This is a genomic window from Novosphingobium nitrogenifigens DSM 19370, from assembly GCF_000192575.1.
Lineage (GTDB): Bacteria > Pseudomonadota > Alphaproteobacteria > Sphingomonadales > Sphingomonadaceae > Novosphingobium > Novosphingobium nitrogenifigens.
In genome coordinates this window covers 629,112-644,697 of record NZ_GL876933.1, presented here as the reverse complement: position 1 = coordinate 644,697, position 15,586 = coordinate 629,112, and the positions used below count along the sequence as shown (strand labels likewise).

9 protein-coding genes are annotated in these 15,586 nt (G+C 65.1%); 4 read left to right on the top strand and 5 right to left on the bottom strand.

Going from position 1 to position 15,586, the window contains the following annotated elements:
* Window positions 1–63: 63 nt before the first annotated feature.
* Entirely contained in the window at window positions 64–3,441 is a 3,378-nt protein-coding gene (locus Y88_RS12925; protein WP_008069993.1) for a glycosyltransferase, read from the top strand.
* A gap of 47 nt (window positions 3,442–3,488) precedes the next feature.
* On the opposite strand, the gene Y88_RS12920 is transcribed toward Y88_RS12925, so the two are convergent.
* Window positions 3,489–4,862: a sensor histidine kinase gene (locus tag Y88_RS12920; protein ID WP_232281063.1), complete on the bottom strand. Its 1,374-nt coding sequence runs from the start codon at window positions 4,860–4,862 to the stop codon at window positions 3,489–3,491.
* Between the two features lie 15 nt (window positions 4,863–4,877).
* Window positions 4,878–5,564, bottom strand: coding sequence for a response regulator transcription factor (locus Y88_RS12915; protein ID WP_018075487.1), 687 nt, complete (start codon window positions 5,562–5,564; stop codon window positions 4,878–4,880).
* A 111-nt stretch (window positions 5,565–5,675) separates the two neighbouring features.
* Here Y88_RS12915 and Y88_RS12910 point away from each other — a divergent pair, with 111 nt between their 5' ends.
* Both Y88_RS12910 and mprF read left to right on the top strand, forming a co-directional pair.
* Complete coding sequence (locus Y88_RS12910) at window positions 5,676–6,365, top strand: AcvB/VirJ family lysyl-phosphatidylglycerol hydrolase (RefSeq protein WP_018075488.1); 690 nt, start codon at window positions 5,676–5,678, stop codon at window positions 6,363–6,365.
* A gap of 117 nt (window positions 6,366–6,482) precedes the next feature.
* Window positions 6,483–9,023, top strand: a complete 2,541-nt coding sequence (gene mprF, locus Y88_RS12905; RefSeq protein WP_008069987.1) for a bifunctional lysylphosphatidylglycerol flippase/synthetase MprF — start codon at window positions 6,483–6,485, stop codon at window positions 9,021–9,023.
* A 9-nt stretch (window positions 9,024–9,032) separates the two neighbouring features.
* Here mprF and Y88_RS12900 read toward each other — a convergent pair whose 3' ends face one another.
* On the bottom strand, window positions 9,033–9,938 hold the full coding sequence (locus Y88_RS12900) for a hypothetical protein (protein WP_157132649.1): 906 nt from the start codon (window positions 9,936–9,938) through the stop codon (window positions 9,033–9,035).
* A complete protein-coding gene (locus Y88_RS12895) occupies window positions 9,935–10,720 on the bottom strand; it encodes an RNA polymerase sigma factor (RefSeq protein ID WP_269724243.1) in 786 nt (261 codons plus the stop codon). Before Y88_RS12895 ends, Y88_RS12900 begins: the two co-directional genes overlap by 4 nt.
* 339 nt (window positions 10,721–11,059) lie before the next feature.
* On the opposite strand from Y88_RS12895, the gene Y88_RS12890 reads away from it, so the two are divergent.
* On the top strand, window positions 11,060–14,233 hold the full coding sequence (locus Y88_RS12890; RefSeq protein ID WP_232281062.1) for an autotransporter domain-containing protein: 3,174 nt from the start codon (window positions 11,060–11,062) through the stop codon (window positions 14,231–14,233).
* Window positions 14,234–14,318: 85 nt separating this feature from the next.
* Here the strand turns inward: Y88_RS12890 and Y88_RS12885 are convergent, their stop codons facing one another.
* Window positions 14,319–15,473, bottom strand: coding sequence for a pyridoxal phosphate-dependent aminotransferase (locus Y88_RS12885; RefSeq protein WP_018075489.1), 1,155 nt, complete (start codon window positions 15,471–15,473; stop codon window positions 14,319–14,321).
* Between the last annotated feature and the right edge of the window lie 113 nt (window positions 15,474–15,586).

Genomic DNA, 15,586 nt, shown 5'->3' with positions numbered 1-15,586 from the left:
CCCGACTGTCCATCGTCACCCGGTCAGTGCTATAGGCGCAATCAGCTCATTCCGGGGAACCCAGTGCAACGCCCGATTTTCTACGATCCTACCGGCCAACGGCGCCGATGGACACGCCGCGTCGTCTTCGCGATCCTTGCCGTCCTGATCGGCACTGCCATCGCCTTTGCGACCACGGTCGCCACCGTTCCTGCTTCCACCCCACTCAATCTCGGCTTTGAACGGCCGCAGCCGTTGCCGCTGCGGACCGAAGTCAGCCGCCTGTCGCGCGAACTCGGCTCGCTGTTCGGCCGTCGTGCCGCACCGGCCCAGCGCCAGTCGAAGAACCTGACGGTCGGTTTCTATTCGACCTCGGGCATCGACGGCGTCGATTCACTCTGGCGCCAATCCTCGCGGCTCGACTGGGTCGCCGCGACGCTGATGTCGCTCGACCATGACGGCAATTTCTCGGCATCCGACGATCCGCGCATGCGCCGCATCCTCGCCGGGGCGCTCCATCGCCCGCTGGTCATCGACGTCCTGCAAAATGCAGCGAACGGCGTGTGGGACGGCCCGGGAACCACCCGCGCTCTTGCCGATCCAATGAAGCGCGCCTCGATCGTGCGCAGTATCGACGCCGCGCTCGACGCCAATGGCGACGCGGGGGTCATGATCGACTTCGAGGCCCTGCAACCGGTCGGGATCAAAGTCCTGCGCCAGTTCCTGATCGAACTTCATGCCCGGCTCGCGCCCAAGCATCGCATCGTCTCGGTGACGGTGCCGGTCGACGACGAGAACTGGTCGCCGCGCGCCTTTGCCCAGGTCACCGACAAGGTCGTCCTGATGGCCTATGACGAGCACTATGAAACCGGGGAACCGGGGCCGATCGCCTCCAACGGCTGGTTCGTCTCGCACCTGACTTCCGCGCTCAAGGGCATTCCGGCAGACAAGGTCATCGTCGCGCTCGGCAGCTATGGCTACGACTGGCACGGGGGCGCCGCCGACCCGATGACCATCGAAGAAGCCTGGCTTTCCGCGCACGACAGCGGCACCAGCCCGATGTGGGACAAGGCCAGCGGCAATTCCGGTTTTGCCTTTGTCGAAGACAGCGACTCCAATCCGGGTACGCCCGGCATTCGCCACGACGTCTGGATGCTCGACGCCGCCACGAGCTGGAACCAGATGCAGGTTCTGGGACGCATGGGCATCGGCTCGGTCGCGCTCTGGCGCCTGGGGTCGGAAGACCCCGGTTTCTGGACCGCGCTCTCAAGTTGGCGGCAGGGGGGCAAGGCCGTTCCCAATCTCGGTCCTTTGCGCGAAATGACCAATGTCGACGTCGAAGGGAACGGCGAAATCCTGCGCATCGATTCGGTGCCCAAGGCGGGCAACCGAACGCTGGCTTTCGACGCGAAATCCTCGCTCATCACCGACGAACGCTATGACGCGCTGCCCACGCCCTATGTCGTGCGGCGCACCGGCGCGAGGGCGAAACAGATCGCCCTGACCTTCGACGACGGCCCCGATCCCAAGTACACGCCGCAGATCCTCTCGATCCTCGAACGCTATCACGTCCCCGGCACGTTCTTCGTGATCGGCGAGAACGGCGTTTCGAACCGCGGCCTGCTCGAACGGATCATCGCCAGCGGCTCGGAAATCGGCAATCACAGCTATACCCATCCGAACATGGCGGACATGAGCGACACCGGCGCCCGGTTGGAACTCAACGCCACGCAACGCCTGATCGAGGCCTATACCGGGCGCTCCACCCGTCTCTTCCGTGCGCCCTATTTCGGCGACGCGGAACCCACTACGCCCGACGAACTCGGCCCTGCCCTCATTGCCCAGCAACAGGGGTACACCATCGTCGGCCTCCACGGCGATCCGGGCGACTGGATGAAGCGCAGCGCCGACGACATCTTCCGCCGTTCGGTCAGCGCGGTCGAGGACCAGACCCCCGACCGCACCGTCAACGTGATCCTGCTGCACGATGGCGGCGGCGACCGCAGCCAGACCGTGCTCGCGCTGCCGCGCATCATCGAAAAGCTCCGTTCGGATGGCTACACTTTCGTTCCGGCCTCGGCTCTCGCGGGGCTCAACCGCGATGCGGTCATGCCCAAGGTCGAAGGCTGGGATCTGGTCGCGGTGCGGCTCGACGTCGGCATCTTCGTGGTGCTCGCGGGGATTCTCGACGGCCTCAAATGGATGTTCTTCTTCGCCATCGCGCTGGGCGTGATCCGTGCGCTGGGGATGACGGGCCTTGCCCTGTTCCCCGAACGCCGGGTCGGACTGCCGATGCCGACGGATGAGGCCGAGAACGGTGCCGAAGCCGGGGAAGCCTATCGCCCGCTCGTGTCGGTCATCATTCCCGCCTATAACGAAGAGCGCGTGATCGAGGCCTCGGTCCATCGCATTCTTGCCAGCGACTATCACCCGATCGAAGTGATCGTCGCGGACGACGGGTCGAAGGACCGGACGAGCCCGATCGTCGCCGAAGTCTTCGGCAACGATCCGCGCGTGCGGCTGATGACCATGGCGAACGGCGGCAAGGCCCGCGCACTCAACCGCGCGCTGGAACAGGCCAACGGCGAGATCATCGTCGCACTCGACGCCGATACCCAGTTCGAGCCGCAGACCATCGCCAAGCTGGTCCGCTGGTTCCAGCGCGAGGATATCGGCGCAGTCGCGGGCAATGCCAAAGTCGGCAATCGCGTCAATCTGGTCACCCGCTGGCAGGCGATCGAATATGTGACCGCGCAGAACATCGAACGGCGCGCGCTCACCCGTTTCGACGCGATCACCGTGGTTCCCGGTGCCGTCGGCGCCTGGCGCCGCAGTGCGCTCGAAGATGTCGGCGGCTATCCCGAAGACACCCTTGCCGAAGATCAGGACCTTACCATCGCGATCCAGCGCCACGGCTGGAAAGTCGCCTACGACGAAGACGCGGTGGCCTGGACCGAAGCGCCCGAAACCCTGCGCGCGCTGGGCAAGCAGCGGTTCCGCTGGGCCTACGGCACGCTGCAGTGCCTGTGGAAGCACCGCTCCGTCCTGTCGCGGCGCACGCCTTCGGGCCTCGCTTTCGTCGGGATGCCGCAGGCTTGGTTGTTCCAGATCTGCTTTGCCATGATCTCGCCGCTGATCGACTTGGCGCTCGCCGTGTCGATCGTCGGGACGATCGTGCGCATCATGCAGCACGGCTGGGCCCAGACCCAGACCGACGTGCTGCGCATGGGGGTCTACTGGATCGGGTTCACGTCGATCGACCTCCTGTGCGGCTGGGTCGCCTATCGCCTCGACGTGCGGGAAAAGCGGTTCCCGCCGCTGCTGCTGCTGATGCAGCGGTTCGTCTATCGCCAGCTCATGTACGGGGTGGTGATCCGCGCAGTCGGATCGGCGCTGGCCGGGCTCGGCATCGGCTGGGGCAAGCTCGAACGCACCGGCCGGGTCAGCACGCCCCAAACCTGAGGCCTAAGATCGTGATGCCGAAGCTGGTGCGGACCAGCCTCGGCATCCTATCGCGGAATGCGCAAGGTCGCGACCAACCCGGCCTTCTCGCCGTCGTCGCGCCCACGCAGAATGAGTTCGCCCCCGTGCAGCCGCGCGACAGCGGCCACCATGGCAAGCCCCAGTCCCCCGCCCGGCAAAGTCCGGGCATTGTCGAGCCGGACGAACCGCTCGACCACTCGCTGCCGATCCTCGGCAGGAATGCCTGGTCCATCGTCGATCACGTCGATTTCGGCCTGCGTAGGCAAGGCCGCCGTGCGCAGGACGATCCGGTGTCCCCCGTATTTGAGCGCATTGTCGACAAGGTTGGCGATCGCCCGCGACAGCAGCTCGCGGTCAACGGCCGCCACCACCGGCTCCAGCTCGGTCACGAGCTGCACGCCCGACTGCTCGGCCAAAGGCTCATAAAGCTCGGCCATGTCCTCGACCACCTGAGCGAGATTGATCGACTGGCGCCGGTCCGCGACCGCGCCGCCTTCGAGCCGGGTGATTTCGAGCGCAGTCTCGAGCATGCGGTGAAGGCCGTCCGCATCGGCGCGGGCGGCCTGCAAGGCCTCGACCGCGCCGGGTTCGTCCACCCGCAACAAGGCCGTGTCGATCGCCGCCGACAACCGCGCCACCGGCGAGCGCAGATCATGCGCCAGCGATCCCGATACCGAACTGAGTTCGGAAACCAGCGTATCGATCCGCTCGGCCATGCGGTTCATCTGCAAACGCAAATGGTCAAACCCGTCGCCCGCCCGGTTTTCAGGCAGACGCGCACCGAAATTACCCGAGGCCAGCTCCGTCGCGGTTTCGGCGATCGCATGAGTCCGACGGCTGATTTCCCACCCGAGCAGGAGCGCGCTGGCCAAGGCCAGCGCCACCGCCACCAGGATGGTCAGGCCCACCGCAGCCGCAAACGCCAGATTGAACCGCCGCTCGGTCGCCCCCATGACCCCCACGATCAGGCGTTCGCCGTCGGACAATTGCCCCGCGATCGCCATGCCCTCGATGTCCGGGATGTCGGGGCCGAGATGGACCATGACCGGTCGCGGGCGGGACGACACCTCGATTCCCGGAGCCCGCGCAAGATTGCTGAGCAGCGGCGCGCCCGATCCGGTAAGCGCAATGAACACCACCGGATCGGCCGCCGCCCCTTCCTGGTGGACGATCATCCGTGCCAGCGCCGGTCGTCCGCCCTGGATATAGGTTGCCAGCAAGTCGTCGCGCACGTCGAGCACCTGCCGCATACGGTCGGCGCGCACGACTTCGAGCATCTGCCCGCGCAGGAAATAGATCGCCGCCGCGCTCGACAGCAATTGCAGCACGAACACGGCCGCGACCAGCCACACCATCGTGGGCGAGAGGCGACGGGGAGACGACCGGGGAAACGAGGGCATGAACAATGCCTCGCGTCAGTCGGCGGCCAGCCGGTATCCCGCGCCGCGTACGGTGTGGAACAGCACTTGCGCCTCGCCGTCGTCGATCTTGCGCCGCAGACGGCTGATATGGACGTCGATGACATTGGTGCCTGGGTCGAAATGATAGTCCCACACCGCTTCGAGCAGCATGGTGCGCGTCACCACTTCGCCCTGATGCAGCATGAGATATTCGAGCAGACGGAACTCGCGCGGCTGCAAGGCGATCTTGCGCCCGCCCCGCTTGACCACGCGGGTCAGTCGATCCAACTCCAGATCGCCACAGCGCAAACCGGTTTCCTGCGCCTTGGCAGGCCCCGAACGCCGACGGATCAGCGCCTGAACCCGCGCGAGCAGTTCGGCAAAGGAAAACGGCTTGCCCAGATAGTCGTCGGCGCCGGCCGTCAGACCCGACACGCGATCATCGGTACTGCCCAATGCCGAAAGCATCAGCACCGGCGTATCGACATCAGCGGCACGCATCGCCTTGAGCAAGGAAAGTCCATCCATGCCCGGAAGCATGCGATCGAGCACCACGACATCGAATTGACTGTCTGTCGCCATGAACAGACCGTCACGGCCATTGTCGGCACGATCGACAACGAAGCCTTCTTCATCGAGGCCTCGCGCGATATAGTCGCCGATCTGGGCATCATCTTCGACCAGCAGAATTCTGGTTGACACTTTATCAATCCGTTACAGCAAGTTAATGATTGCCCCACCGCGCTGAAACGCGCTGCGATCAATGGTTTCACCATGCCCATACACTTTTCAGGCCGCAAGGTTTTTGGCTGGTTGTCACTGGCGCCCTTGCTCGTTCTCGTGATGATGGCGCTGGGTGGCTACTTCGATCTCAAGCCCCGGCGCTGGTTCGACGCGACGGCCCCGCGCCGCCATGACCTTGTTGCCGTTTACTTTTCCGGCGACATGGGGCTCGACATCGGGGCCAATGCCCGAACCATCGACGCCTTTCGCGCGCGCGGCGTGCCGGTGCTGGCGATCAACTCCTCGGCGCTGTTCCTGCATCGGCGCGACCGTGCCTATGTCGATACGCTCGTCGCCGATTCGATCCGCGACGCCCTGACGCGCAGCGGCGCGAACCGCATCGTCCTGATCGGCGGCTCGTTCGGGGCCGATATTCTCGACACCGGGGCAGGCGTCCTTCCCGCCGACTTGCGCGCCCGCATCGCCTCGGTCGTCCTGATCGTTCCGGGCACGCAAGTCTTCTTCCATGCCAATCCGCTCGGCTTCTTCTATTCCGGACAACCCGACAGCGATCCGCGCCGGACCGTGCGCCTGCTGCACGGCCTGCCGGTCACCTGCATCTATGGGACGAGCGAAAGCGACAGCCTGTGCCGGGATGGGGAACTGGCCCATGCCCGCCGCATCGCGATTGCCGACGGACACATGATGCTCGCCCATTATCGCGAACTGGTCTCCGCTTCGGTCGATGCCGCCCTCTCGCCACCCGCCACTCTCCAATAGCGCTCCCTCACGGAGTTCTTCGACCGAACGTCATGGTGTTGATGGGAAATTGGAGTATGACGCCGGGGTGAACCGGATTCCCACCCGCTCCCTGTCCTTGCCACGGGGTCGCTGACGATGTCGTCCCGCACCAGGCTGATCAGGGGGTTTCTGGTTGTTGCCCTCGTCGCGGCGGTGGGCACGATCGCATGGCGCTCGCTCAGCCATCTGGCGCATGAATTCCGCCCGGCCGATGCGCTTGCCGCACTCGCGGCGATCCCGCGCCGACACGTCGTCGGCGCAGTCCTGCTGACCATTGCCAGCTATATCCTGCTCACGTTCTACGACATGCTGGCGCAAAGGATCGTCGGCGTACGCGCGCCGCTCGGGCTCACCATGCGCGCGTCCTTTACCAGCTATGCCTTGTCCCACACGCTCGGCTTCGGGGCGATCACCGGCGGATCGGCGCGTCTGCGCATCTATGGCACGGCAGGCATCCCCCCGGCCAAAGTCGCGCGCATCGTCGTCATTGCAGGGGTATCGTTCTGGGTCGGCGTCGCGATCGCCAGCGGGACGGCGATGGCTTTTCTGGGCGCGCCGCTCGACCTTGGCATCATGACGATCCAGCCTGGCCCGGCCCATGTCGTCGGTGCGCTCGTCCTTGGCGTGGTCCTGACCTTCACCGGCGTGGCCGCCTTCCGCCCCGCCCTGCTCAAGCCGCTCGAACCTGTGCTCGGCACTTTGCGCGGACAGACCGTGCTCGAACTCGCGGTCGTCTCGACCGTCGACCTCGCCTGTTCGAGCCTCGCGCTCTACCTGCTCCTGCCCCATGCCGAATGGCATTTCGCCCGGTTCATGCTGGCCTATGCCATGGGAATCTCGCTCGGCCTCGTCACGCATATTCCCGGCGGGCTCGGCGTGTTCGAAGCAGTGATCCTCGCGACCGTTCCCGATGCCGGGGCCGCCGCGATCGCCGCCCTGATCGCCTATCGCGTCATCTATTACCTCATCCCGTTTTCGCTCGCGCTCATACTCAACGGCGCGATCGAGGCGGTCGGACTCGCTCCCCTGCTGCGCCGCCTCATCACCCCGGTGCGCAACGTCGTCCTGGAAATCAGCCCGGCCCTGTTCGGCGCGATGAGTTTTGCAGGCGGCCTCGTCCTGTTGCTGTCGGGCGCCTTGCCTGCCGAGCACGCACGGATGCACGACCTCATCCTGCTGCTGCCCCTGCCTTTCATCGAAACCTCACATCTGGCGGCCAGCCTTGTCGGAACCGGTCTCTTGCTGGTGGCGCCCGCCCTTACCCAAAGGCTCGTCAGCGGCATGCGCACGGCACGCGCGCTGTTCCTGCTGGGCGCGCTGTTCTCGATCGCCAAGGGGCTCGATTACGAGGAAGCGGGCGTCATGCTGGTCATGGCCGGGCTGCTGCAACTGGCCGCCCCCGCGTTCTATCGCGGGCGGACCGGCGCCTTTTCGACGCACAACCTGCGCTGGCTGATCGCGGCTGCGGTGGCCGTCGTAGTGACCTGCGTCAGTGGGGCGATGTTCTACAACACCGACCGCTTTCGCTCGGACCTGTGGTGGCATTTCGCGCTTTATGGCGACGGGCCGCGCTATCTGCGGGCAAGTTTCGGCGCGGGGGTCCTGATGACCGCATTCGCCTTGCGCGAATGGATCATCCAGCCGCGCGCGCAAGGCGGGGTCACCACTCTGTCGCCCGAAACGATCCGCCGTGCCATGGCGCAATGCCCGCGCAGCGACGCCGCCCTTGCCCTCACCGGCGACAAGCGGTTCCTGGTCAGCGAGGCAGGCGATTGCTTCCTCATGTTCCGCCCGCTGGGGCGAACCTGGGTCGTGATGGGCGATCCGGTGGGCCCGCGCGAACGCTGGTCGGCGCTGGTATGGGAACTGCGCCGCCTCTCGCACTTGTGCAACGCGCGGCTGTGTTTCTATCAGGCGAGCGAAGAGATGTTGCCGCTGATGGTCGAACTCGGCCTTGCGGTGATGAAGTACGGCGAAGAGGCGATTGTCGATCCGGCCACCTTCACACTGACCGGGCCGCGCATGAAAGGCCTGCGCAACAGTCGCGCCCGCGCCTTGCGCGAAGGCCTGTCGCTGACACTGGTTCCGCCAAGCGACGTGCCGCGCTGGCTGCCCCGGTTGAAGCCGGTTTCCGACGAATGGCTGAGAACACAGCACGCGCTGGAAAAGGGGTTCAGCCTCGGCCATTTCGAGGCCCGCTACCTCACCCATTTCGAACTCGCTGTCGTCATGCGCGACAACGAACCGGTGGCCTTCGCCAATATCTGGGCCTCGGGCGACGGACAGGAAATGTCGGTCGACCTGATGCGGCAGGGCAGCGCCGCCCCGCCGGGCACCATGGACTATCTTTTCACCGAGCTGATCGGGCTCGCCCGCGAACGCGGATACCGCCGCTTCAATCTCGGCCTTGCCCCGCTGTCGGGCGTACCGGGCGGGCGGCTCGCGCCGTTCTGGGCCCACCTTGCCCGCGCGGTCTACCAGATCGGCGGCGCGGTCTACAATTTCGCGGGCCTCAAGTTCTACAAGGCCAAGTTCGATCCCGCCTGGGAAAGCCGCTACATCGCCTGCCCGCAAGGTCCGGCAGGCTTCTTCGCGGTCGGAGCCGTCGTCCGCCTGGTATCGGTCGGCGGCATTTAGGGAGAAGCCCTAGCGAGGCCCGCCCGGCGTCGGCCCGCCGGCCATACCCCCTGCGGGCATTCCGCTTCCGCTCATGCCGTTTCCGGGCAGGCCGTAACCGCCCCCGACTGTCCCGCCGCCAAAGCCATAGCCCTGTTGCAGGACCGGCCCCATGATGCCGTGCGTACCAAGGGCTGGCGTGACCGAGCCCGTGGATTCGCCCGGATCGGCGACTGGCCCCGCAACCGGACCTCGGGCCAGTTGCGCCGCCGGCGCAACCGGAACGACCGGCTCTGCAGGCTGGGGCTCTTCGGTCGGAGCCGCTGTCGGTGCCGCGGCAGAAGACATTCCCGTCGAACTCGCCGATACCTGCGGCACTGCACTTTCGGCACGCGGCGCTCCGGCTTGCTGTCCGGTCAGTGCAAGGGCCTCGCTTGACGTGACCATCTCCGGCGCTGCTGCCGGGGCCTCCATCGAACGGGCAGGGATCGACGCCATCGGCTGCGACCCACTCGAAACGGGCGCGTCACCCCCGCGAGGCTGAATCAGGGCCAAAAGGGCAAGCCCCGCCGCCAGCGAAGCGAGACCGGCAAGCCAGCCATGACGCCGCAAGGCTCCGGCAGGGCGGACATCACTCCCGGCCGCCGCTGCAACACTCTCGGGCTCACGGCTCCATGCGGATGGAAGCGCATCAACATCCGCGCACCGTTCGCCTGACGGATCTGCCGGAAGCTGGGCCAGACGGGGAACTTCGCGCACGATCCGCTCGGCAAGTCCGGGCGGCAGCGCAGGCCCCGACTGGGCACGAAGCAGCGCGCGCAGGGCTTCCTCCTCCTCGCGCGGCAGGTCTTCGTGCTCTCCGTCGCGAGCAAGGGCTTCGATGTCCCGCACGTCCACCGGAACGGCAGCAGGCCTGCGGGAAGACGGTCGTGTCATGGGTGGCGGCTCCGCTCGATGCTGCTCGCCGCGACAAGATCACGCCAGCCGGGCGTGCGCGAGGAGAGAATCTCGCGCAACTGGCGCCGCGCCCGGAACAGCAGGGACTCCATGGCCTTGATATTGAGGTTGAGCACTTGCGCCGCCATCGCGTTGGATTGGCCTTCCAGATAGCACAGCACCAGCGCCGCGCGATAGCGTTCGGGCAAGGCGTCGAGTGCGGCGGTAACTTCGCCATGGGCCTGATCGGCTTCGATCAGGATGTCCGCCAACGGCGCATCGTCGGCCTGATCGGGCACGTCGGGCGTTACCACCACACGAAAGCGGCGCTTGCGGTCGAAACAGAGATTGAGAGCAATGCGGTGAAGCCAGCCGACGAGCCCCGCTCCGCTCGGTTGCCAGCGCGGGGCATGTTGCCAGAGGCGAACGAAGCATTCCTGCACCACATCCTCGGCCTCGTGCCCGTCGCCCAACATGCGCGCGGCCACGCGATAGAGAGCGCCGCTGTGTCGATCGACCAGGATGGAGAACGCCTCGACCGAACCTTCGCCCACCGCGCGCATGAGGCTGGTATCGTCCTGCCCCGAACGATTTTTCCCAACTTTTAGGGCTGCGGATCGCGACGGCGCGGATCCCTGCGATTTCGTCTCGAAGGAACCGGCCCTGTCACTGGCCCGGTCGCGGGACCCGCCACTGGCCCGCTCACGCGGTGGTTCGATCCCGTGGGCGCGGTCACTCTCATCAAGAGATTCACCAAGCGCTCTGCCACCAAAGAAAGTCATAGGCTCGATCTGCCGCGCACGAGGGAAGCTCCACACCAATCCCCATTTTCGCACGTCCAGCCCGACGATTTCACTGGAACCTCCCGCCTGAACGGGAAATTTACGACAAACCGAGCCACGTTCTTTTTTTGACCGGCTTGCCTTGCATGGTTTTCGCAGTATCCACGTTACCCGTTCAGGCCCCCGAATGTCGGGTTTTCGCCTCCTTGGGGGGAGTGCGACAGGGGGCCAGCTCTTTTCGATAGGGTCAGGGTCCGCTTTGCCGGAATCTGGCCACCAAACCCATCGGTTTCAAGGGGGGCACTCCCGCGAACCGTCATGCCGGATGATAGAATGCTGATGCAGCGCAAGATTCCGCAGTTTCTGGCCTCGGCCGCACCGGTTGCCGTCTATGTGGCCGCTGGCCTTTCCGCCGCTGCGCCGGCTTACGCCGACACCACCATCACGGGCACAACGACTTCGGCCCAGACGACATCGACAGCAGGCAACGTCACCGTCGCCGGAACCGGCACTCTCAAAGTCGCCAGCGGCGCTGCCGCTACGGTTGATTCGTCGAGCACCGTCACGGTCAATTCCGGCGGCACGATCTCGGCCGGTACGGCCTCTGCAGCCGTCGACGGCTCGATCGGCGTGCTCATCAACCCCGGCATCACAACCACGATCACCAATGCCGGCACGATCGCGGTTCTGGAAAACTACACCCCGACGTCGACCACCGGCAGCTCCCTGACCGGTGCGATTTCGGGCGTCAGCAACCGCTACGGCATCTACGGAGCATCTGGCGGAACGATTACCGGTTCGATCTCGAACACCGGTTCGATCACCGTCGACGGGGAAAACTCCGCCGCAATCCAGATCGACAGCACGCTTAACGGCAGCCTGACCACCAGCGGCACGATCACCGTGCTCGGCGACAGCAGCTACGGCATCAAGACCGCGGCAGTGACCGGCAATGTGACCGTGGGCGGCACCGTGACCGTGGCCGGTTCGAGCGCACAGGGCGTTGTCCTGAGCGGCGATGTCGGCGGCATCTTCAAGATCGACGGCGCAGTCACCAATTCGCTCAGCTACACGACCAGCAGTTCGACCACGCTCACCTTGTGGAGCACCCGGCTCAACACCGCCACTCCGGTGGTGGAAGTGGACGGCAACGTCGCGGGCGGGATCCTGATCAACGCGCCGACGTCGTCGAACTCGACCGATACCGATCGCGGCTCCATTGTCGCCTATGGCAACAACACCGCCCTTCAGATCGGCGGTGCCAACAATATCACCATCGGCGCGGGCACGACCGACAACGGGTCCTATGCGCTGGGCATCGACGGTTCGATCACCGCAACGACGACCACCAGCGGGATCGATGTCCTGGCAGTTTCGATCGGCGGCGAGGGCGGCAACGTCACTCTGACCAACGGGATGGAAGTCTACGGGACGGTCACGGCGTCCACCGCCGACAGTTCGGCCACCGCAGTCCTGATCAATTCGGGATCGACCGTCGGATCGATCTTCAACACCGGCACTATCAAGGCCACCGCAACCGGCCAATCCAACGGTAACCTTTACGCCATTCGCGACCTGTCGGGTTCGGTGACATCGATCACCAACCAGGGCTATATCATCGCCACTTCCACCACGGCAGGCAGCGCCAGAGCAATCGACCTGTCGGCCAACACCAGCGGCGTCACGATTACCCAGTCGCTGACTTCGGACAACCAGACGAACCAGGCGACCGACAAGGCCGCCACCGGCTACAATGTCGACACCGCCACGGCCTATGCCGGGATCACCGGTGACATCTATACCGGCAGCGGCAACGACACGCTCAATATCCAGTCCGGCACCGTCACCGGCAACGCCTACCTGGGCGCGGGCAACAACACGGTCGCTCTCGCCGACGATTCAAAGTGGGTGGGCAACATCGACTTCGGCTCGGCAGGTACCGAAACGATGACGCTGACCGGCAACGCGCGTTACACCGGCACGGTCACGCTGAACAACCAGCCCGGCACACTGACGGTATCGGACTCCGCCCGCTGGCTGGGCGCCATCGTTGGCGGTTCGGCTCTTGATGTCACTGTCAACGGGGGCACCTTCGGCGCCAATTCGACTGCGACCAGCACGGTCAAGTCGCTGACCGTCGGAGCGGGCGGCACGCTGCGCGCCTACATCGACGGTGATACCGGCACGAGTTCGAAGCTGGTCGCGACCACCGCCACGTTCGCCAGCGGAGCAACGATCTCCACGAAGATCACCTCGCTCGCCAATGTGGTCGGCACCTACAACGTGCTGAACGCAACGACGCTGAATGGCGCCAGCACGCTGACCAATTCCTCGCTCAGCCTGCCTGTCCTGTTCACCGGTTCGGTCAGCACCGATGCGAACAACGTCTATGTGACGATCGCCAAGGCAACCGCATCCGAGCTCGGCCTGACCGCCGCGCAGGCAAGCGCCTATAACGCGATCCTCTCGGATGCGGCGGACAACACCTACGTCGAAAAGACCCTGCTCGAGATCTACGACAAGCCGACGCTGCGCGGCCGCTTCAACGAAATGCTGCCGGACTATGCGGGCGGCACGTTCGACATCGTCACGCGCGCCTCGCGTCTGGTCGGTCGCCATATCGACGACGATTCGTCGATGTTCTCGATCAGCGACACGGCTGCCTGGCTCGAACCGATCGTGTTCCGCGGCACGCGCCGTTATGGTGACACCGCTGGGTTCAAGACGAGCGGCGGCGGCCTCTCGGCCGGTTTCGAAAAGGTAACCGGCATCGGCAACGTCGGGTTCACGATCTCGTGGTTCACGGGCAGCGTCAACACCGGCTCGTACCAGCACATCAAGAACAACGACTACGAACTCGGCCTGTTCTGGCGCAAGTCGAGTGGCCCGCTCTACATCTGGGCGCGCGGTGCGGCGGGGCGTTCGTCGTTCAATTCGACCCGTACGTTCAACGGCACTTATACGAACGAAACGACCACAGCGGTCACGCCCGTCAATTTCAGCTATACGGCAGCCGGTCACTGGGCGGGCTGGTACGTTACCGGCACGGCTGGCGTCTCGTACAAGGTGCCGATCAACGATCACTGGTCGATCCGTCCGCGCGGGGTGATCGAATACGATCGCCTGCAGGAAAACAGCCACATCGAAACGGGCGACACCCCGATCGCGCTGACGGTGGATTCGCGTCACAGCAGTCAGACGACCGCGACCACGACGCTGCTCGCGGCATGGAGCTCGGGCCCCTCGAACCACGAAGGACGTCCCTTCTCGGTCGAACTCGAAGCCGGTCGCCGCAGTCACCTGACCGGCAACCTCGGCGACACGACCGCATCCTTCGAAACCGGCGACCGCTTCACGGTCAACGGCGGCCACCTGCCGTCGGCCTGGGTCGGTCAGCTCAGCATCCTTCAGGGTGGTCTCGACTACACCTGGAAGATCGGAACCGACTGGGAACGCAGCAGCGACGGCGGCATTTCCTACGGCGTGCGCGCTTCGATCTCGATCGCGATGTAAGCCAAAGCGATCAGAGGCCCATATGAAAAGGGGCGGGAAGCCATCGCGCTTCCCGCCCCTTTTTCTTGTCGAAAGGCCCGATGGATCAGACCGTCTCCGACGTCTCCAACAGGGGTTGCGCGGCGAACCAGGGCTTGAGGCGACGAATCGCTTCCTCGACCAGCGGCGTCGACACGGCAAAGCTGAAACGGATAAACCGGTTGCCCTCGACCGGATCGAAATCGATCCCCGGCGCAATCGCAACCCCCGTATCTTCCAGCAGGCGCAAGGCGAACGCCATGCTGTCCTGCGTCAGATGACCGACGTCGGCATAGATATAGAAAGCCCCGTCGGGCGGCGCGATCCGCTTGAGCCCGAGATCGGGCAAGGCGGCAAGCAGGAGATCGCGGTTGCGGGCATAAGTCGCGACATAGCCTTCGAGTTCCTCGCGGCAGTCAAAGGCGACGAGCCCGGCTTTCTGGCTGATCACCGGCGGGGTAAGGAACAGGTTGCCCATGCGCGCCCGCGCCGCGTCGGCCAGATCCTCGGGCGTCACCAGCCAGCCCAGACGCCAGCCGGGCATGCTGAAATATTTCGAGAAACTGTTCACCACCAGAGCATCGGGCGCGACTGTCAGGATGCTCGGCGCGTCGCCGGAAAAGGTGATGCCCTGATAGATCTCGTCGGAAATGATGCGGATGCCGCGTTCCCGGCACACTTGCGCGATCCGCGCCAGTTCGTCGGCGGGAATGATCGTCCCGGTGGGGTTGGCGGGACTGGCGATGATGACCGCATCGGGCGCGGGTTCGAGAGCCACCAGCGCAGCCGCATCGATCTGGTACCCGCTCGCCTCGCCACAGGGCACTTCGACCGGCTCCATGAACAGGGCACGGGCATTGTTGCGATAGGCGACATAGCCCGGCCGCGCGAAAGCGACCCGCGCGCCCGGCCCGCCGATCAGCGAAAGCGCCATGACCAGCGCGGGAGAAGCCCCGCAGGTGAGCACGATCCGCGACGGATCGACAGTGACGCCCGCAGTTTCAAGATAATGGCGAGCGATCCGCGCCTTGAGCGCCTGGCTTTCCCAATAGCCCATCGGATCGGTGTCGAGCACTTCGTGCGCGGCAGCAATGGCCTTGGCCGGTGCCCCTGTCGAAGGTTGGCCGAATTCCATGTGGATGATGTCCCGGCCTTGCCCGGCGAGCCGGTGAGCAAGCGTGGAGACGGCGATGGCGTGAAACGGGTCGAGTTGCGCGATCATGACCACCGTCTAGCAGAGGCAAGGCGGCGGCGAAACGGGATGAAATTCCCTGTTTCCCCGTGCATTGCGATTGACAGACCCGGCAAGCGGGCAGACCTTCCCAAGCAAGTCCG

Bases quoted from the DNA above. Each gene is read 5' to 3' on its own strand.
- Y88_RS12890 (WP_232281062.1), top strand. From the start codon at position 11,060: ATGCAGCGCAAGATTCCGCAGTTTCTGGCCTCGGCCGCACCGGTTGCC.
- Y88_RS12885 (WP_018075489.1), bottom strand. From the start codon at position 15,473: ATGATCGCGCAACTCGACCCGTTTCACGCCATCGCCGTCTCCACGCTT.
- Y88_RS12895 (WP_269724243.1), bottom strand. From the start codon at position 10,720: ATGACTTTCTTTGGTGGCAGAGCGCTTGGTGAATCTCTTGATGAGAGT.
- Y88_RS12900 (WP_157132649.1), bottom strand. From the start codon at position 9,938: ATGACACGACCGTCTTCCCGCAGGCCTGCTGCCGTTCCGGTGGACGTG.
- mprF (WP_008069987.1), top strand. From the start codon at position 6,483: ATGTCGTCCCGCACCAGGCTGATCAGGGGGTTTCTGGTTGTTGCCCTC.
- Y88_RS12920 (WP_232281063.1), bottom strand. From the start codon at position 4,862: ATGCCCTCGTTTCCCCGGTCGTCTCCCCGTCGCCTCTCGCCCACGATG.